This window comes from Actinomadura atramentaria DSM 43919, assembly GCF_000381885.1.
GTDB lineage: Bacteria > Actinomycetota > Actinomycetes > Streptosporangiales > Streptosporangiaceae > Spirillospora > Spirillospora atramentaria.
Genome location: NZ_KB907211.1, coordinates 486556 through 505534, shown reverse-complemented (window position 1 = coordinate 505534; position 18979 = coordinate 486556). Strand labels below are relative to the sequence as shown.

At 78.0% G+C, this 18979-nt stretch carries 18 protein-coding genes; 17 read left to right on the top strand and 1 reads right to left on the bottom strand.

Annotation, left to right across the window (positions count from 1 at the left end):
- The first annotated feature begins 90 nt into the window (after positions 1–90).
- From G339_RS0112885 to G339_RS0112805, 17 genes are all read left to right on the top strand, one after another.
- Positions 91–351 carry a hypothetical protein gene (locus G339_RS0112885; RefSeq protein WP_019631498.1) on the top strand — a complete coding sequence of 87 codons (261 nt, stop codon included), beginning with the start codon at positions 91–93 and terminating at the stop codon, positions 349–351.
- A 210-nt stretch (positions 352–561) separates the two neighbouring features.
- Positions 562–1620 (top strand): Gfo/Idh/MocA family oxidoreductase, encoded by a 1059-nt coding sequence (locus tag G339_RS0112880; protein WP_019631497.1) that lies wholly within the window; start codon positions 562–564, stop codon positions 1618–1620.
- Positions 1601–2458: a sugar phosphate isomerase/epimerase family protein gene (locus tag G339_RS0112875; protein ID WP_019631496.1), complete on the top strand. Its 858-nt coding sequence runs from the start codon at positions 1601–1603 to the stop codon at positions 2456–2458. Before G339_RS0112880 ends, G339_RS0112875 begins: the two co-directional genes overlap by 20 nt.
- Positions 2455–3747, top strand: a complete 1293-nt coding sequence (locus G339_RS39820; protein WP_019631495.1) for a M20/M25/M40 family metallo-hydrolase — start codon at positions 2455–2457, stop codon at positions 3745–3747. The genes G339_RS0112875 and G339_RS39820 overlap by 4 nt, the downstream gene beginning before the upstream one ends.
- Positions 3744–4865, top strand: a complete 1122-nt coding sequence (locus tag G339_RS0112865) for an Ldh family oxidoreductase (protein WP_019631494.1) — start codon at positions 3744–3746, stop codon at positions 4863–4865. Before G339_RS39820 ends, G339_RS0112865 begins: the two co-directional genes overlap by 4 nt.
- A complete protein-coding gene (locus tag G339_RS0112860) occupies positions 4862–5761 on the top strand; it encodes a Gfo/Idh/MocA family protein (RefSeq protein ID WP_019631493.1) in 900 nt (299 codons plus the stop codon). Before G339_RS0112865 ends, G339_RS0112860 begins: the two co-directional genes overlap by 4 nt.
- Positions 5758–6177 carry a DUF6917 domain-containing protein gene (locus G339_RS0112855; protein WP_019631492.1) on the top strand — a complete coding sequence of 140 codons (420 nt, stop codon included), beginning with the start codon at positions 5758–5760 and terminating at the stop codon, positions 6175–6177. The genes G339_RS0112860 and G339_RS0112855 overlap by 4 nt, the downstream gene beginning before the upstream one ends.
- Positions 6178–6411: 234 nt before the next feature.
- A complete protein-coding gene (locus G339_RS0112850) occupies positions 6412–6936 on the top strand; it encodes an EF-hand domain-containing protein (protein WP_019631491.1) in 525 nt (174 codons plus the stop codon).
- Positions 6937–7127: 191 nt separating this feature from the next.
- Positions 7128–8306 carry a DegT/DnrJ/EryC1/StrS family aminotransferase gene (locus G339_RS0112845; protein WP_026341397.1) on the top strand — a complete coding sequence of 393 codons (1179 nt, stop codon included), beginning with the start codon at positions 7128–7130 and terminating at the stop codon, positions 8304–8306.
- Entirely contained in the window at positions 8303–9460 is a 1158-nt protein-coding gene (locus tag G339_RS0112840; RefSeq protein WP_019631489.1) for a DegT/DnrJ/EryC1/StrS family aminotransferase, read from the top strand. Before G339_RS0112845 ends, G339_RS0112840 begins: the two co-directional genes overlap by 4 nt.
- A complete protein-coding gene (locus G339_RS0112835) occupies positions 9457–10458 on the top strand; it encodes a UbiA family prenyltransferase (protein WP_019631488.1) in 1002 nt (333 codons plus the stop codon). The genes G339_RS0112840 and G339_RS0112835 overlap by 4 nt, the downstream gene beginning before the upstream one ends.
- A complete protein-coding gene (locus tag G339_RS0112830) occupies positions 10455–11822 on the top strand; it encodes a protoporphyrinogen/coproporphyrinogen oxidase (RefSeq protein ID WP_019631487.1) in 1368 nt (455 codons plus the stop codon). Before G339_RS0112835 ends, G339_RS0112830 begins: the two co-directional genes overlap by 4 nt.
- On the top strand, positions 11823–13409 hold the full coding sequence (locus G339_RS0112825; protein ID WP_019631486.1) for a class I adenylate-forming enzyme family protein: 1587 nt from the start codon (positions 11823–11825) through the stop codon (positions 13407–13409).
- The gene (locus tag G339_RS33500) at positions 13400–15004 is read left to right on the top strand and encodes a CoA transferase (protein ID WP_019631485.1); all 1605 of its coding nucleotides are present in this window, start codon (positions 13400–13402) and stop codon (positions 15002–15004) included. Before G339_RS0112825 ends, G339_RS33500 begins: the two co-directional genes overlap by 10 nt.
- Positions 15001–16617, top strand: a complete 1617-nt coding sequence (locus tag G339_RS0112815) for a class I adenylate-forming enzyme family protein (RefSeq protein WP_019631484.1) — start codon at positions 15001–15003, stop codon at positions 16615–16617. Before G339_RS33500 ends, G339_RS0112815 begins: the two co-directional genes overlap by 4 nt.
- Positions 16614–17384 carry a class I SAM-dependent methyltransferase gene (locus G339_RS0112810; RefSeq protein ID WP_019631483.1) on the top strand — a complete coding sequence of 257 codons (771 nt, stop codon included), beginning with the start codon at positions 16614–16616 and terminating at the stop codon, positions 17382–17384. Before G339_RS0112815 ends, G339_RS0112810 begins: the two co-directional genes overlap by 4 nt.
- The gene (locus G339_RS0112805) at positions 17381–17797 is read left to right on the top strand and encodes a carboxymuconolactone decarboxylase family protein (RefSeq protein ID WP_019631482.1); all 417 of its coding nucleotides are present in this window, start codon (positions 17381–17383) and stop codon (positions 17795–17797) included. Before G339_RS0112810 ends, G339_RS0112805 begins: the two co-directional genes overlap by 4 nt.
- On the opposite strand, the gene G339_RS33495 is transcribed toward G339_RS0112805, so the two are convergent.
- Complete coding sequence (locus G339_RS33495; RefSeq protein ID WP_019631481.1) at positions 17794–18930, bottom strand: PucR family transcriptional regulator; 1137 nt, start codon at positions 18928–18930, stop codon at positions 17794–17796. The two genes, G339_RS0112805 and G339_RS33495, sit on opposite strands and share 4 nt — an antisense overlap.
- Between the last annotated feature and the right edge of the window lie 49 nt (positions 18931–18979).

Below are 18979 nucleotides of genomic sequence, written 5' to 3'. Positions count from 1 at the left end.
CCTCACATGGCTCTGTCAGTTCAGGGGCGCGACCCCCTGAAACCCCCGCAAGGCGCGGCCGCTCGTCCTCGCTCGCTGGCGCTCGCTGCGGTGAGCGCCCGCGCTCTGCGCACCGCCGGACTCGTCCTCGCCGCCACCGGCGCGGCCCACTTCGCCGCGCCGAAGGCGTTCGTGCCGATCACCAAGGTCGCGTTCCCCGAGAACACGCGTGCGTGGATCCAGCGCAACGGGGCGACCGAGCTGGCGCTCGGCGTCGCGCTGGCCGTCGACCGGACGCGCAGGGCCGGGCTCGTCGGCGCGGCCGCGTACACGGCGTGGCTCGGGGCGCGCGCCGCCAAGAACCTGCGCTGACCCCGCCGCTTTCGGCGAAGGGGCGCCTACCAGGCCGACCGCCGCCCCTTCGCCGGAAGTGATGATTCCATTACTGAGGGTTGTGTTACTCTTTGCCGCGCGAGGGGCGTGGCGCCCCGTCCGGGACGGCACGTCCGCCCGCTTCTGATCGGTGAGCCGGAAGCAGCGGAAAGGGACGGATCACCCTTGTTACACACCTTCATCATCGGGATGGGCAGGTCCGGGCGGGGGCTGCACCTCCCGTCGCTGGCCAAGGTCCGCGCCGAGGCCCCGGAGCTGCTCGCCCCGGCGCCGGTCGCCGCGTTCGACCCGTTCCGGACCCCGTCCGGCGACCCCGGCGTCGCGCCGGTCGACTCGCCGGAGGACGCGGCGCGGCGCTACGCCCCGGCCCGCACGGTCGTCCACCTCTGCACGCCGCCCGCCGTGCGCGCGACGATGCTGGACCGGCTGGCCGCGCTCGGCTACCGCAAGATCCTCGTGGAGAAGCCGCTGGCGGTGGACCTGGCCGGGCTCGCGGCGGTCGCCCGCGTCCGGCGGCGCTGGGGGCTGGACGTCACCGTCGCGACGCACTGGCTCGACAGCGCGCTGACCCGCCGCCTCCAGGACGCGGTGTCGGGCGGCGAGTACGGGCCGCTGCGGCGCATCCGCGTCGTCCAGAACAAGCCCCGGTTCACCCGCAGCACGAGTCATGGCACGGGCGGCGACGACCACCCCACGGTGTTCGACGTCGAGGTCCCGCACGCGCTCGCGGTGGTGCTGAGCCTGGCGGGCGGCGCGCGGATCTCCGGCGCGTCCTGGTCCGACCTGGTCGTCGGGCGGACGCGGCTGCCGCGCCTCGGCCGCGCGCGGCTCCGGCTGGACCACCACGGCGGCGTCCGCACCGAGATCGACTCCGACCTGACGTCCCCGGTGCGGGAGCGGCGCGTGACGCTGGAGTTCGACCGGGCCGTGCTCGTCGGCCACTACCCGTGCAGCGAGGCCGACCACACCTCGCAGCTCCGGATCTCCGGGCCCGGCCGCGCGCCGTCGCGCGCGGTCATCGTGGACGACGCGCTCCCGGCGTTCCTGCGCAACGTCTACGACCGGTACGCGCGGCCCGCGCCCGAGCCGCACCGGACGCTGCCCGTCCAGATCGACGTCGTCCGGCTGCTCAGCGAGGCCAAGGACCGGTGCGCCGCCGCCGAGCGCGGCCCCGCGTGCCGGCCGCGCCGCGCGCGGGCCGGAACGGCCCGGCGGGAGGGGGCGCGCGATGCCGACGCCGTCCGCTGACCGCGCGGCCGCGCCCCGGCTCGCCGGGATCGGGGACGAGGCCGCCCCGGACCTGCCCGGCCAGCTCGGCGCGCTCGCCGACCTCGGCTGGGATCTGCTGGAGCTGCGGTCGGTCGACGGAACACCGCTCGCCCGGCTCACCGACGACGCGTTCCGCCGCGCCGCCGACCGGCTGGGCGGGGCGGGCGTGGCCGTCCCGGCGGTCGCGTCCAAGATCGGGGACTGGTCGCGGCCGGTCACCGGCGACTTCGACGACGACCTGGCCGAGCTGGACGTCCTCGCCCGCCGCTGTGCGGTGCTCGGCACGCGGATCGTGCGGATCATGTCGTACCCGTCCGGCGGGCTGCCCGGCGGGGAGTGGGGCCGCCGGGTGCGGACGCGCGTGCGGGAGCTGGCGCGGCGCGCCGCCGACCGGGGCCTGGTGCTGGCGGTGGAGAACTGCGCGGGCTGGGCGGGCGACCGCGCGGACCGGCTGCTGGGGCTGGTCGCGGCGGTCGACAGCCCGGCGCTGCGGCTGCTGTTCGACACCGGGAACGGCGTCGCGCACGGGTACGCGGCGCTGCCGATGCTGCGGCGGGTCGCGCCGTTCGTCGTCCACGTCCACGTCAAGGACGCGCGGCCGGGCCCGGACGGCGGGACGGTGTACGTGCCGCCGGGCGAGGGCGTCGCGGACGTCGCCGGGTGTCTGCGGCTGCTCGCCGAGCACCGGTACGAGGGCGTGCTGTCGCTGGAGCCGCACGTCAGCCTGCGGCCGCACCTGGGCGACGGGCGGCCGGACCGCGCGGCGTTCACCGAGTACGGGCGGGCGCTGGCCGCGCTCGTGGCGGGCGCGCGGTGAGCGGCGCGGCCGTTCCCGCGCCGCTCACCGGGGCCGACCGCGACCTGCTGTTACGGCTCCTGGCGTTACCGACCGCCGGGCCGTTGGAGACCGGCGGCGCGCCGCACCGGCTGCGGGACGCGCAGGACGCGTACGCGCGGCACGCCGCCCGGATCGGGCTGCGCGTCGTCCACCACGCGCCCGCCGACCCGGCCGACGTGGCGGACGACCTGGTCCCGGCCGTGGTCCGCGCGGCGCTGGCCGATCCGGGGTTCCTCGCGGGCCAGCCGAGCCTGGTGCTGCGGCTCGGCCCGGACGGGCTGCCCGCCGCGCGGACGGTCATGTTCAACGTCCACCTCGACACGGTCGCGGGCGCGCAGCCCGTCTCCTACGACGGCGAGACCTTCTTCGGGCGCGGCGCGATCGACGCCAAGGGCCCGGCGGTGGCGCTGCTCGCCGGTATCCGCGCGGCGCGGGCGCGGCGGCCCGCGCTCGGCCGCGACGTCGGCGTCCTCGTGCAGGCCGTCGCGGGCGAGGAGGGCGGCGCGCTCGGCGTGTTCGGCACCCGGCCGCTGGTCCGGCGCGGCTGGACGGGGCGGCTCAACGTGTTCTGCGAGCCGACCGGCGGGCGGTTCCTGACGCGCTGCACGGCGGCGGCGACCGCGCGGGTCGTCGTGGCCGGGGACGACGCGATCGACGACCGGCCGGGCGGCGGCCACAACGCGAGCGTCCTGCTCGGGTTCCTCGCGCAGCACCTCGGCCGCGCGCTCGACCCGTACGGGGTGTGCGTCGCGGGCCTGCACACCGGTACCCGGCACAACAGGGTGTACGGCACCGGGTCGCTGCTGCTGAACCTCCCGTACGCGTCGGCGTCGGACGGGCGGCGGCTGGAACGAGCGCTGGCGGCGGCCGTGGACGACGGGCTCGCCGCGTTCGCCGCCGCGTTCGGCGGCACCGCGCTGTTCGCCCGCACCGCCGCCGACGCCCGCGCGATCACCCGCGTCGCATGGGAGAAGCGCGGCCTGCCCGTGCTGGACGACCGCGACGCGTGGGGCCGCGCGCTGCTGCGCGGCGCGGGGATTCCGCCGTGGCCGCCGGACGAGCCCGCGTTCACCTGCGACGCCGTCTGGATGGCGGACGTCCCGGACGCGTGCGCGGTCGTGCTCGGCCCCGGCGACCTGGCCGCCGACAACGCGCACGCGGACGGCGAGTCCGCGCGCGCCGACGAGCTGGCCGGGTTCGCGGCGGCCGTCGCGTCCCTGCTCACCGCGTTCACCGACGACATCACCGACGAGAACGGACGACCGTGACCTCGACTCCCACGCAGGCGCCCCCCGGCGCCGTGCGGACGCCGTACCCCGAACTGCTCGACTTCACCGCCGCCGTGTTCGCGGCGCGCGGCGTCCCGGCCGGGCGGGCGCGCACGGCGGCCCGCGCGCTGTGCCACGGCGACCTGACCGGCATGGACTCGCACGGGCTGGTGAACCTGGCCCGCCTCTACTTACCGCTGTTCGACGCGGGCCGCGTCGATCCGCGCGCCGAGCCGCGCGTCGTCACCGACCGGGGCGCGGCCGTCCTGCTGGACTCGCGGCGCGCGCTCGGCCTGTGGGCGGCGGCCGAGGCGATGGACGCCGCCGCCGAGCGCGCCGCGGCGTACGGCGTCGGGCTCGCGGCCGTGCGCGGCGGAACGCACTTCGGGTGCGCGGGGTTCCACGCGCTGCGGGCTGTGGAGCGCGGCATGGTCGGGCTCGTCGCGTCGAACTGCGGCGGGCAGCGCATCGCGCGGCCGCCGGGCGGGGCGGCGGCGATGCTCGGCACCAATCCGCTGAGCGTCGCGGCCCCGGCGGGGACGCGGCCGCCGTTCGTGCTGGACATGAGCACGACGGCCGCGCCGACCGGCCGCGTCCGGCAGGCGGCGCGCGCGGGGCGGCCGGTGCCGGAGGGCTGGCTGGCGGACGACGCGGGCCGTCCCGTCACCGACCCGGCGGAGTTCGACGCGGGCGGCGCGCACCTGATGTGGCTGGGCGGCGCGGCCGGGCAGCACAAGGGCTTCGGGCTGGGCGTCGCCGTCGAGGTGCTGGCCGCGCTGGTGTCGGGCGCGGCGACCGGCCCGCACGCCGACGCGCACTCCGGCGACGGCGGGCCGAGCGGGCGGGACGACGACATCGGGTTCCTGATGGTCGCAATCGCGCCGGACCTGCTGCGGCCGGGCGCGGACACCGACGCCGCCGCCGACGCCCTGTTCGGGGCGCTGCTGGACTGCCCGCCGACCGACCCGGCGCGGCCCGTCCGGTACCCGGGCTGGCACGAGCACCGGCGGGCGCGCGAGCGGGCCGCGCACGGGGTGCCGCTCGGCACGGACCTGTACCGCGAGCTGGTGGAGATCGCCGCGCGGACGGGCGTCGCCGCGCCGGGGAAGGCGCGGTGAGCGCGCCGCTGCGGGTCGCCGTGATCGGGCTCGGCGTGATCTCCCGCTTCTATCTCGCGGCGCTGCGCGACGCGCCCGGCTCGCGGCTCGTCGCGGTGTGCGACAGCGACCCGGCGCGGGCCGCCGGGCACGGCGTGCCCGCCTACACCGACCACCGGCGGCTGCTGGCGGCCGAGCGGCCGGACGCCGTCGTCGTGACGGTGCCCAACGACGCGCACTTCGCCGTCTGCGCGGACGCGTTGGACGGCGGCGCGGCCGTCTGCGTCGAGAAGCCCCTCGCGCTGACCGCTGAGCGGGGCGCGGCGCTGCGCGTCCTCGCGGAGCGGCGCGGCCGGGCGCTGTTCACCGCGTTCCACCGCCGCTACAACGACGCGGTGGGGCGGCTGCGCGCCGCGTGCGGGGACGCGCCCGTCGCGGAGCTGACCGTGCGGTACCTGGAGGACATCCGCGAGCACGCGGGCGCGGACTCCTGGTACCTGGACGCGCGGCGCTGCGGCGGCGGGTGCGTCGCCGACAACGGGCCGAACGCGTTCGACCTCGTCCGGCTGCTGGCGGGCCCGGCGCGGGTCGGCGCCGCGCGGATCGAGCGGGACGCCTCGGGCACGGACGTGCGGGCCGACGTGGCGCTGCGCGCGGGCGCGGCGCGGGCGCGCGTGCTGCTGGACTGGGCGTATCCGGGCGAGCGCAAGGACGTCGAGGTCCGGCTGGCGGACGGGCGGACGCTGCACGCGGACATGCTCGCCGGGCACGACGGGTTCAAGGCGTCGCTGTGGCACGAGTACGCGGCGATCGTGCGGGCGTTCGAGGAGCGCGTCGCGGGCGGCGCGGCCGACGACGGCGGCGGCCTGGCGGCGCTGCGCTGCGTCGAGGACGCCTACCGGTTGGAGGCGGCGTGAACCCGCGCGAGGACGGGCCGAAGCGCCCGGTGCCCGCGACGGTCGTGAAGGTGCTCGTCCACCGCCGCGCCGACCGGGGCATGCGGCTGGAGCCGTGGGCGAGCCGCTGCGTGCGCGCGGGCGAGGTCCACGAGCTGGTGGCGACCGACCACGCCGAGACGGCGGCCGGCGCGCGGATCGACCGGGTGGCGTTCCTCGGGTTCGCGGAGATCGGCGCGGGCGGCGTCCTGGACCGGGGCGACGAGCTGTGGCTGGGCGGGCGGCGGCTCGGGGTGCTGCTCGGCTTCGACGGCTGCCACCTGCCCAACCACCAGAACGTGCTGGTCCGGGCCGAGCCGCCGCGGACGGGCCGGGAGCTGGGGCTCGCGCCGGGCGACCGGCTGGAGTTCCGGCAGGGCCGCCCACCGGCCGAATAAAACGACATAACCCCCGATATCCGATTTATTGATAAAAGGTATTTGCAACCATTCCCCCGTTCCCTCGACCGGGCGTTTGGAAACCCTTTGCGAAACCGTCGGACTTCTGTTCGCGAACGCCGTCCGGTGATACTCTCCCCTTGCACGGATGGGGGTTCGTTGACATCTCGATGGGCCGCCGTTTACCTCCGTGAACGGCGTCCCCGTCGAACGACGACAGAAGGGGAAAGACCAATGGCCACCACCAAGCAGGCCGACCGCCTCGAAGAGCGGTTCCGCCTCTGGGACCGCAACGGCAACGACGTCATCGAGCGGGCCGACTTCGAGCGCGAGGCCGAGGACATCATCGGCCGGCTGAACGCCGAGGGCACCCCGGCCGCCGCCGAGCTGCGCCGCGCCTACCTCGGCATGTTCGACCACCTGGCGGGCGCGGCCGGCACCGACCGGATGGACCGCGACCAGTTCCTCCGGGTCGCCGAGCAGGAGATCATCTCGCGCGGCGACGCGGGGTTCGCCGCGGTCGTGCAGCCGACGATCCAGGCGATGGTGAACGTCCTGGACCGCGACGGCGACGGCGAGGTGTCGCCGGAGGAGATGTCGCTGTGGCTCGCCGCGATCGGCCTGGAGGGCGACGTGGCGGACCGCGCGTTCCGCGAGCTGGACACCGACGGCAGCGGGAAGCTGTCGGTCGGGGAACTGGTGGACGCGGTCCGCGACTACCACCTCGGCCGCAACGAGATCCCGCTGCTGGGCCGCTGACCGGCCCGCGGGAAACGGTCGGCGAACGGCCGCACGCCGGCGGCCGCTGAAACGACCGCGTGAATGGTTCCCCCGAACGGCGGAACCGCTCGGGAATCCCGCGCCGGCCCCGCGCCGGCGCGGGATTTCCCCGGGGCGACGCCCCCTTTCGACCGTCCCCCGCCCGTTCTCCGAAGGAAATCGTGCAGACAATGCCGGCGGCGGACGCCGCCTTATCTCCCGTGCCCTTCTTCACCCAGGCCGCGTCGTTCGACCGGGCCTGGCCGGACGTCCGGGCGCACCTGCTCGACGTCCTCGACCGGGGCAAGTTCTCGCACGGCGCGAAGGTCGGCGAACTGGAGCGCGCGCTCGCCCGCTGGACCGGCGCGCGGCACGCCGTCGCCGTCAACTCCGGCACCGACGCGCTCGTCCTGCTGCTGCGCGCGGCCGGGCTCGCGCCGGGCGACGAGGTCGTCGTCCCGGCCTACTCGTTCCTCGCGACGGCCAGCGCCGTCGAGCTGGCCGGGGGAGTCCCGGTGTTCGCCGACATCGAGGCGGGCGCACACGGCCTCGACCCCGACACCGCCGACGCCGCCGTCACCGCCCGGACCCGCGCGATCATGCCCGCGCACCTGTTCGACCGGCTCGCGGACCTGCGCGGCCTCGCGGCCGTCGCGCGGCGGCGCGGCGTGACGCTGCTGGAGGACAGCGCCGAGGCGATCGGGATGCGCCTCGACGGCCGCCACGCCGGGCTGCTCGGCGCGGGCGGCGTCCTGTCGTTCTTCCCGTCCAAGACGCTCGGCGCGATCGGGGACGCGGGCGCGGTCCTCACCGACGACGACGCCCTCGCCGACGCCGTCCGCGCGCTGCGCCACCACGGGCGCCGCGGCGCGACGCTGGACGACCCCGCCGCGATCTCCGCCGCGACCGTCCTGCCGGGCGTCAACAGCAAGGCCGACGACGTGCAGGCGGCCGTCCTGCTCGCCAAGCTCGCCCGCCTGGACGCCGACCTCGCCCGCCGCGCGGAGCTCGCCGCCCGCTACGACGCGCGGCTGCGCGGCGTGCCGGGCGTGCGGCGCGTCCCCGGCGACGCGCCGGTCCATCCGGGCGGGAACCGGGTCGTCTACGTGTACCTGGTCGAGGTCGACGACCGCGACGCCCTCGCCGCGCACCTCGCCGCCCGGGGCATCGGCACCGAGGTGTACTACCCGGTGCCGCTGCCCCTGCAGCCGTGCTTCGCGCACCTCGGGCACCGGCCCGGCGACTTCCCGCGCGCGGAGGCCGCGTGCGCCGCCGCGCTCGCGCTGCCGCTGTACCCCGACCTGCCGGACGCCGCCGCCGACCGCGTCTGCGACGAGATCGAGCGGTTCTACCTGGGGAGGGCCCGATGACCGCGCCGCCGCTCACGGCGATCCCGTTCTTCTCGCCCGGGACGTTCGCCGACGACCGGGACGCCCTGCTGGACACCGTCCGCGAGATCGGCACCGGCGACGCGCAGAAGTTCATCCTCGGCGAGCACACCGCGCGGCTGGAACAGGAGTTGCGCGACCGGCTCGGCGCGGCCGACGTCGTCGCGTGCTCCAGCGGGACGTCCGCGCTCGCGCTGGCGCTGACCGCGCTGGACGTCGGGCCCGGCGACGAGGTCGTGGTGCCCGCGTTCGGCTGCGCGCCGCTGGCGTCGGCGGTCGTGGAGGTCGGCGCGCGGCCGGTGTTCGCCGACGTCGACCCGGTGCGGCTCACCGCCGACCCGGCCGCCGTCGAGGCGCTGGTCACGCCGTGGACCAAGGCGCTGCTCGTCGGGCACCTGTTCTCGGTGATGGCGGACATGCCCGCGTTCCGGGCGCTGGCCGACCGGCGCGGGCTGCGCCTGGTCGAGGACTCGGCGCTCGCGCAGGGCGGGACGCTCGCGGGCCGCCCGGCGGGGCTGTGGGGCGACGCGGGGGTCTACTCGTTCGTCCCGGTCAAGACGTTCGGGATGCCCGGCGAGGGCGGCGTCGTGCTGACCGGCGACGCGGAGCTGGGCCGGGCGGTGCGGATGCTGCGCAACCACGGGCAGGACGGCGTCCACCGGTTCGTCCACCACCGCGTCCACCGGGGCGTCGGGCGCAACAGCCGGTTCGACGAGGTCATGGCCGCGTTCCAGCTCCGGCGGCTGCCGGGCCTGGAGGATCGGCTGGCCCGCCGCACGCGGATCTGCGATTACTACTCGCGGCGGTTCGCGGGACTGGCCGGCGTCGCCGCGCCGCCCGTCGGCGGGGACGGCCGGTTCCCGTACGTCTACACCGTCCTGGCCGACCGCCGGGACGCGCTCGCGGCGCACCTGGCCGCGCACGGCGTCACCGCGCACGTGTACTACCCGCGGACGCTGCCCGAGCAGCCCGCGTTCGCGCCGTTCGCGCCGCCCGGCGCGCGCTGGCCGAACGCGGAGCGCGCCGCCCGGCGCAACCTCTCCCTCCCGCTGTACCCGCATCTGACCGACGCGCAGGCGGAGCGCATCGCCGACGCGGTGTGCGCGTTCGCCGACGAATCCGGGGAGCCGCGATGACCGACCAGTTGACCGGCGGCAGGGGCCTTTCGAGGAGCCTGACCCGCAGCACGGGCCGCCACGGCGCGCGCCGCGCGGGCCGCGACACGGGTGGCCTCGCCGCGTACGTGCGGCTGGCCAAACTCGACATCTACGACTACTACCTCGGCCTCGCGGTGGTGTGGGCGCTGCTCGCGCCCGCCGCGCGGTTCACCGGCGGCACGCTCGGCCTGCTCGCGCTGACGCTGGCCGCCGAGGTCGCCGTCGCCGCCGCGATGGTCGGCTTCGACGACGTCACCGGCTTCCGGGACGGCAGCGACGCCGCCAACTACGGCTCCGACGCGCGCCGCCGCCGCCTCGCCCGCAAGCCGCTCGTCGCCGGGACGCTCACCGAGCGGCAGGCGCTGCGGTTCTCGTGGGCGGCGGCCGGGCTCGGCGCGGCGCTGTGGGCCGTCGCCGTCGCGGCGGCGCCGCACCGGCCGCCGTGGGCGGTCGTGCTCGCGGCGGTGTGCGCGGCGGCGGCCGTGCAGTACTCGTGGGGCGCGAAGATCAGCTACCGGGGCGGGCAGGAGGTCTTCCTGATCGGCCTCGGCGTCGGCTGGACGCTCGTCCCGTACGGGCTGCTCACCGGCGGCGCGCCCGCGTTCGCGGTGGTGCAGGCGGTGCTGTTCGGGTCCGGGCCGCTGCTGTTCGGGCTGTACTCCAACACCAACGACGTCGAGGGCGACCGCGCGGCCGGGCGGATCACCGTCTCGACGCTGGTGTCGGCGCGGGCGCACCGGATGTTCGTCGCGGCGGTCACGGCCGCGCAGGTCCTGCTCGTCGTGGGCGCGCCGGTCGCCGGGATCGCGCCGTGGTGGTTCGCGGCCGTGCTGGCGCCGGTCGTCGCGATGCGGGCCGCGCACCTGGTGATCGGCGTGCGCGGCGACATCCTGCGCGCCCGGCGGATCGCGATCCACGCGCACCGCGTGACGGTCGTGCTGCTGGTCGTCGCGAACCTCGCGGCGGGGGCGGCATGACGGGCGCCGACGTGGACGTCGCGGTCGTCGGGGCGGGCCCGGCCGGGCTCGCCGCCGCGTACGCGCTGGCCCGCACCGGCCGCACCGTCCGGGTCCTCGAGGCCGCCGACGCGGTGGGCGGCCGGATGCGGACCGTCCGCGCGCACGGCTGCGTGATCGACACGGGCGCGGAGATGTTCCCGTCCCGCGCGGGCTACCCGGCGACGTGGCGGCTCATCGCGGCGCTCGGCCTGGACGCCGAGCCGGGCGCGGTCCCCCGCGTCGGGGACGCGCTCGCGGTGTGGCGCGGCGGGCGCGCCCGGCCGCACGTCGGCCGCCCGCTCGGGCTGCTGACCGGCGCGGGGCTGCCGCCGCGCGCCCGGCTGGACCTCGTCCGGTTGCAGGCGCGGCTCGCGCGGATCGGCGGGCTGGACCCGCAGCGGCCCGAGCGCGCCCGGCTCGGCGCGCGGACCGTCGCGGACCTGGTGCGGCCGTACCATCCGGCGCTGCGCGACCGGCTGGTGAACCCGCTCGTCGGCGGGTTCTTCGGGTGGGACCCCGAGCGGTCCGCCGCCGCGCCGTTCGCCGCGCACCTGGTCACGGCCGGGGCGTCGCACACGTGGCACACCTACCGCGACGGGATGGACACCCTCGCGCGGGCCCTCGCCCGGCGGCTGGACGTCGTCACCGGGCATCCGGTGACGCGGGTGGCGCGGCGCGGCGGGGGCGTCCGGCTGGACTCGCCGCGCGGCGCCGTCACCGCGCGGGCGGCCGTGCTCGCGGTGCCCGCGCCCGTCGCGGCGCGGCTCCATGACGACGCCGCGCCCGCCGTCCGCGACTACCTCGCCGAATGCGGGTACGCGCCGATGCTGCGGGTCAGCCTCGTGCTGTCCGCGCCGCTCGCCCCGCGCGGCGCGGCCCGGTTCGCCACGCTCGTCCCGGCGGCCGACGACCCGCTGCTGGGCGTCGTCACCGCCGACCACCGCAAGCATCCGGGCCGCGCGCCCGCCGGACGCGGCCTGGTCTCGCTGATCACGTCGCCGCGCGGCACCGCCGAGCTGTTCGACGAGCCGGACGACGCGGTCGCCGAACTGCTGACGGCCCGCGCCGAACGGTTCGTCCCCGGCCTCGGCGCGCGGGTCGAGCACGTGCTCGTCCACCGGTTCCGGCACGGGCTGCCCGAGGCCGCGCCGCGCGCGCTGGCGCTGCGCGCCGGGTTCGCCGCGCGGCCCGCGGCGGCCGTCGAGTACGCGGGCGACTGGACGGCGCTGCGGCCGTGCAGCGAGGGCGCGGTCGCGTCCGGGGCGCAGGCCGCCGAGCGCGTCCTGGCCCACCTCGCCGGGCGGTCGGCCGCCCGGCCCACTTCCCCGACCGGAGGCGCGTAGATGGACTTCCTCGCCAGGCGCATCGAGCTGGGCACGCTGTTCGACGACCTCGCCGAGCGCGGGACGCGCACGACCGTCCACCTGGACCGGCCGCTGGACCTCGCGCCGGACCGGGGGACGGTGCTGAACGTCCCCGCGCTGGCCGGGCTCGTCCGGGACGCCGCCGGCTGGCTGGCCGCCGCCGGGGCCGGGCGCGGCGACCGGGTCGCGATCCACAAGCGCAACCACTGGGACACGGTGCTGCTGTGCTGCGCGGCGGCGCGGATCGGCGCGGTGCCGGTCCCGCTGTCGGGGCATCTGGACGCGGAGACGGTGGAGACGCTGCTGGGGCGGCTCGGTCCCGCGCTGCTGGTGGCCGATCCGGAGCGGCTGGCGGCGCGGCGGGCGGCGGCCCGGACGCTCGTCCTCGGCGGCGACGCGCCCGAGGGCGTGCTGACGCTGGACGACGTCCACGGCGCGCAGGCCCCCGCTCCGCACCGGCCGCAGGTGGACGATCCGCTGGTGGTCCTGCACACGTCCGGGACGACCGGTGTGCCCAAGCTCGTCGTCCACTCGACGCGGACGCTGCTGCGGCGGCTCGCCGGGTTCGAGGCGCACCGCTGGCCGCTGCTCGGCGCGCGGCCCGACGACGTCGTGGCGGGCGCGTTCTCGTTCGCGCACGGCCGCGCGCTGGCGTGGACGGCGAGCGTCCTCACCCTCGGCCCGGACCGGCTGCTCGCGGTGTCCGGGACGGACTGGGCGCAGGCCGGGCCGCTGCTGGAACGGCACCGGCCCACGGTCATGGAGGCGCAGCCGGCCACGTTCGTCCGCTGGCGGCGGCACGCGCGCGGCGGCGGCGACCCGTTCGGCCGCGTGCGGCTGTACGTCAGCACGTTCGACGCGGTCCACCCGCCGACCGTCCGCGCGTTCCTCCAGGCGACGCGGCGGCCCCGGCCGGTGTGGCTGCAGGGCTGGGGGCAGAGCGAGACCGGGCCGCTGACGTTCCGGTTCCTCACCCGGCGCGCGCTGGCCGCCGAACGCGAACGGCACCCGACGACGCGCGACCTCGGCCGGCCCGTCGCGGGCCGCACCCGGCTGCGCGTCGTGGACCCGCGCACGCTGCGGCCGGTGCCGCGCGGCGTCGAGGGCCTGGTCGTGTGCGCCACCAAGGCGCTGTGCCAGGGGTACGTCGGGGAGCCGGAGCGGTTCGCCCGCAAGCGGGCCGGGCGGTGGTTCGCGACCGGGGACATCGGGGTGCTGACGCGGTCGGGGCGGCTCCTGCTGCTGGACCGGGAGGCGGACATGATCCCGGAGGGGAGCTGCGCCGAGCTGGAGGACGTGGTCGAGGACCGGCTGCCGGAGGTTCTGGAGTGCGTCGTCCTCGGCGCGCCCGGATCGCCGCCGCTGCCCGTCGTCGTGACGGACGGGGACGCGCTCGACGCGGCGCGGTGGCGGGACGCGACGCTGGACCTGCCCAAACTCGCCGAACCCGTCGTCCTCGACTGGGACGCGGTGCCGCGCACCGGCACCGGGAAGGTCCGGCGGGCGGCGCTGCGCGAGCGGCTGGGGCTGGGGACGGAGACGCACGGGAGCGGCCGGTGGACGTGACCGCGCCGCCGGTGGCGTCGCCGCTGGCGGGGACGGTCGTCCGGGCGTTCGGGGACTCGACGGCGCTGCGCGTCGCGGCGGACCGGCTGCGGTCGCTCGGCTGCGCGGTCGAGGCGGGCGGCGCACCGGTGCCGGGCGCGGACGCCGGGCTGCTGCGCCTCGCGGACGGGCCGGAGTGCGCGATCTCCTGGGCGGGCGCGTCGGGCCTGCCGCTGGCGTCCGAGGCGGACGTGCAGGCGGCGTGCGGGCTCATGCGCGTCCACGGGCGCGCGACCGGCGGGCCGCGCGCGCTCGGCGTGGCGTTCGCGTCGGTGTGCGCGGGCGTGCTCGCGGCGCAGGCCGTCCTCGCGGGCGCGCTCGCGGCGCTGCGCGGCGGGACGGCGGTGCGCGCGGCGACGTCGGTGGCGGGGGCGGCGGCGCTGGCCGTCACCCAGTACGCGGCGGTCGCTTCGGCGGGCGAGCGGGTCGCGGCGGGGGGCCGCACGCCGCCGTTCCGCTCGGCGGACGGCGTCCGGTTCGAGATCGAGACCCTGGACGCCGAGGACTGGCTGCGGTTCTGGACGGCGCTCGGCGCGGACCGGGCGGCGGTGGCCGCCGGGTGGCCGCCGTTCCAGCGGCGGTTCGCGACGGCGACGTGCGCGCTGCCCCCGGCGCTCGCGGACGCGACGGCGGCGGTGGGCTACGCGGCCGTCCGGGCCGCCGCGGACGCGGCGGGCGTCAGCGTCGTGGCGGTGCGCGCGGCGGACGCGCCGCTGCCGCCGCCGCCCGCGTCCCCGTGGCGACTGCGCGAGCTGGACGACGGCGGCCCAGCGCGGCCCGCCCTGCCCGCGCTGTCGCCGGGCGCGCGGAAGCCGCTGGCGGGGCTGCGGGTCGTCGAGTCGGCCACTCGCGTGCAGGGGCCGCTCGCCGGGCATGTGCTCGGGCTGCTCGGCGCGGACGTCGTCCGCCTCGAACCGCCCGGCGGCGACCCGCTGCGCGGCGTCCCGCCGCTCGTCGGCGGCGGCTCGGCGCGGTTCCGCGCGCTGAACCGGGGCAAATCGGCCGTCGAGGCGGACCTGAAGAGCCCGGCGGGCCGCGCGGCGGCGCTGCGGCTCGCCGCGTCCGCGCACGTGTTCCTGGAGAACTGGCCGCCGGGGCGCGCGGCGCGGCTCGGGCTGACCGAAGCCGACCTCGCCGCCGCCGCGCCCGCGCTGGTCCGCGCGCACGCGGGCGGCTGGGCCGAGACGCCGCCCGCGCCGCGGCCGCTCGGCACCGACTACCTCGTGCAGGCGCACACCGGCGTCGCGGCGCTGCTGGGCGGCGCGCCGACGCTGCTGACCGTCACCGACGTGCTCGGCGCGCTGATCTGCGCCGAAGGCGTCCTCGCGGGGCTGCTCGCGCGGGCGCGGAGCGGCACGGGCGTCGTCGTGGAGACGGCGCTGACGGACGCGGCCCGGCTGCTGCGCGCCGCCCCCTACGCCGCCCCGTCCGCCGCGCCGGACGTGCCGGCGGCCGCCGAGCCGGGCGCGTGCGCCGCGCTGTTCGAGCGGGACGCGGACGGCGTCGCGCACGCCCGCGCCCCGTGGACCTTCACCGACCCGAGGGAGCCCGCATGACGACCGCCGACGCCCGGCCGTGGACGTCCGCCCACGGCGTCGCGCTGCCCGACCTCGTCCCCGCCGGGCTGCGCGCGGCGTGGCGGGCGCGCGGCGCGTGCCCCGGCCGGGACCTCTACACGCTGTTCGCCGCGCACGCCGCCGCGGCGCCCGACCGGCCCGCCGTCGTGGACGACTTCGGCGTCCTGGACTACGCGGCGCTCGACCGCCGGGTCCGCCGCGCCGCCGCCGCGCTGCGCGCCGGAGGGCACGGCCCCGCCGACGTCATCGCGATCCTGCTGCCGAACGGGCGGGACGCGGTCGTCGCGGAACTCGCGGTCGCGGCGCTCGGCGCGGTCGCGCTGCCGATCCCGCACACGCGCGGGCCGCGCGACGTCGCGCGGCTGCTCGCCCGGTCCCGCGCGGCGGCGCTGATCGCCGGGCCGGACGCGCCGGACGTCCCCGCCGGAACCGCGCGGTGGACGCCGGGCGACGCGGGCGGCCGGTCGCTGGCGGCGGTGGACGGCGCGGCGGTGCGCCGCTTCCGGCCCGCGTGCCCGGACGCGGGAGCGCCCGCGCGCGTCCTCGTCACGTCCGGGTCGGAGGCCGAGCCGAAGATGGTCGCCTACTCGCACGACGCGCTGGCGGGCGGGCGCGGCAACTACCTCGCGGCGCTGACCGGCGGGGAGCCGGCACGGGCGCTGGTGCTGCCGTCGCTGGCGTCGTCGTACGGGTCGCTCGGGTCGGTGCTGCTGGCACGGCTCGGCGGCACGCTGGTGCTGCTGCCGCGTTTCGACGCGGACGCGGCGCTGCGCGCGGTGGAGCGGCACCGGCCGACGCACCTGTTCGGCGTCCCGACGATGCTGGCCCGGATGGCCGACTCCCCGACCGCCGCCGACGTGTCGTCGCTGCGCGTCGTGGTGTCCAGCGCGGGGCCGCTGCACCGGCACGTCCGGGACGCGTGCGTGCGGCGGTTCGGGCTCCCGCCCGTCAACGTGTACGGGTCCAGCGACGGGGTGAACTGCCACACCGGCCGCGATCCGGACCGCTTCGAGCCGGACCTGGCCGGAACACCCGACCCTGACGTCGCCGAGATCAGCGTCCGCGACGAGGCCGGACGCCCGCTGCCGCCCGGCTCCCCCGGCGAGATCTGGGCGCGCGGCCCGATGACGCCGCTGTGCTACGTCGCCGCGCCCGACCTGGACGCCCGGTACCGCGCGGACGGCGGCTGGGTGCGGACCGGCGACCTCGGCGTCCTGGACTCGGACGGCGCGCTGCGCGTCCTGGACCGGCTGCGCCGCGTGGTGCTGCGCGGCGGCGTCACCCTGTCCCCCGTCGAGGTGGAACGCGCGCTCGCCGCCCACCCCGACGTCGCGGACGCGTACTGCGTGCCGGTCGGGGACGCCGACCTCGGCGAACGCATGTGCGCGTGCGTCGCGCCGCGCCGGGGCGCCGCCTGCCCGCCGCCCGCCGAACTCCTGGCTCACCTGCGCGGACGCGGGATCGACGCGCGGCAGCTCCCCGAACGGTTCCTGGTCCTGCCCGAACTGCCGCTCGGCCCCACCGGCAAGGTGTGCGCGGCGACGCTCGGCCGCCTCGCCGCCGCCGGTGCCGTCCCGGCGGACGCCCGATGACCGCGGCCCACGCCGTCGAGCAGCACCGGCTGCTCAGCGCCGCCCACGACCCGGCGACGACGGGCGCGCTCGCCGCGGCCGGGGTCGGGCCCGGCTGGCGGTGCCTGGAGGTCGGCGCGGGCAACGGCAGCGTCGCGGTCTGGCTGGCGCGTCGCGTCGCGCCGGGCGGGTCGGTCGTCGCGACGGACCTCGCGCCGGGCGGGATTCCGGCGGCGGACGGGCTGCTGGCCGTCCGGCACGACGTCGTCCGCGACCCGCTGCCCGAGGGCGCGTTCGACCTGGTCCACGCGCGGCTCGTCCTGCGGCTGCTGCCGGAGCGGCGGGCCGTCCTGGCCCGGCTCGTGCGCGCGCTGCGGCCGGGCGGGGTGCTGCAGCTCGACGAGTTCGACTCGTCGCGCGCGCCCGTCCTGGAGTCCGGCGACGCCGCCGCGCGCGCGTTGTGGGACGAGTTCATCGCCGCCAAGAACCGCGTGATGGCCGAGGGCGGCGCGGACGTCGCGTTCGGCCGGGCCGCCGCCGGCGAGCTGCGGCGCGCGGGCCTGGCGGACGTCGTCGCCCGCGCGCACACCGAGACGTGGGACGCCGCGTCGCCGGGGCTGCGGCTGCTGGCCCACCACACGCGGCGGCTGCGCGACGGCTTCGTCCGCGCCGGAATGGACGACGGGCGGCTCGCGGCCGTCCGCGCGCTGCTCGCGGACCCGCGCTTCCGCGCCCGCTCGCACGTCTTCTACACGATCCAGGGCCGCCGCCCGGAAGGAGCACCATGACCGAGAACGCCCGCGTGGACGTGTTCGCCGCGCCCGGCGTCCACGCCGCGATGGCCGCCGTGGACGCCGCCGCCGCGCAGGGCCTGGACGCGCGCCTCGCCGAACTCGTCCGCCTCCACGCCTCGCGGATCAACGGCTGCGACTTCTGCACCGGCCTCCACACGGACGCGGCCCGCGCGGCGGGCGAGACCGAGGAACGCCTGACCGCCCTCGCCTCCGGCAGCCCGCTCTTCACCCCGGCCGAACGCGCCGCCCTGGCCCTGACCGAGGCGATGACCCGCCTCCCGCCCACCGGAATCCCCCGCGCCCTCGTCGCAACGGCCCGCGAACACTTCGACGAGACCGAACTCGCTCACCTGATCTGGACGATCGCCGCCATCAACACCTGGAACCGCGTCGCCGTCACCGCCTAGGCGAGAGCGCGGGCGGTGGCGGCGGCGTCGAGAACGCGGAGGTCGCCGGGGTCGCCCAGGTCCACGTCCATGAAGGCCGCGGCCTTGGCGAGGCGGTAGTCGAGGGTGTTGCGGTGGATGCTCAGCTCGGCGGCGGTGCGGCTGCGGTTGTGGCCGTGGCGGACGAACGCCAGGACCGTTTCGAGCAGCACCGGCCGGTCGTCCAGCGGGTCGAGCTTCGCGGCCAGCGCTGAGAGCGCGGGGCCCGGCCGCGCGAGCTGGTATTCGAGCAGGACGTCGTCCAGCCGGTACAGGCCGGGCGGCCGGTCCAGGCGGCGGACCAGGTCCGCGACCTCCCGCGCCTCCCGCACGGCGGCCGGGATCGCCGCGAGGGCGGGCGCGTCCGCGACGGCCGCCGTGACGGCGCGGCCGGTGGCCTTGGCGACGCGCGCGACCAGGCCGTCCAGCCGGGCGTCGGGGGACGCGGGCAGCAGCACCGTGCCGCCCTCCCCCGCCAGCGCGGCGAGGACGTCGGACCGCTGGTGGGCGTCCAGCGCCGCCTGCACGCGGCGGACGGTCGGCCGCGCGTCCGCCGGGCCCGGCGCGAGCCGCAGCAGCACGACCAGGTACGCGGGCGCGAGCCGCACGCCGGACTGCTCGGCGAGGTCGGCGGCGGGCTCGCCCGCCAGCAGCGCCGTCACCAGGTCGCGGCGCAGGTCGCGGCGGTGGCCCTCGATCTGCTGCTGCTCGTGCAGGTGCGCGAGGACGACGGCGGGGACGACGCTCGCGAGGAAGCGGAACGAGTGGTCGCCGTACCGCGCGAGCCCGTCCGGGTCGGCGTCGGCGACCGCCGCGAAGCACTCGCGGGACGCGATCAGGTACGCGGACAGGGCGGCGTCCAGCGGCAGCCCGTCCGCCGCGCGCCGCGCCGACCAGTCGATGATCTCGGTCAGCTCGACGGAGTTGGGCGCGCGGTCCTGGCGCAGGGTCCGGGCGATGAGCCCGATGATGTTGGTGAACGCGGCGGTGACCTCGGTCTCGACCAGGTCGCGGGGCAGCGCGCGGTAGAAGGGGATGTCCCGCGCGCACCGGTCGATGGCCGCCGCCGCCAGCTCCGGCAGCCGCGAGGCCATCCAGTCTTCGGTTCGGGACATCGCCCAATTCTTCCAGACGAAGATTGCCTTGTCTGCGGAAAGACGGCAG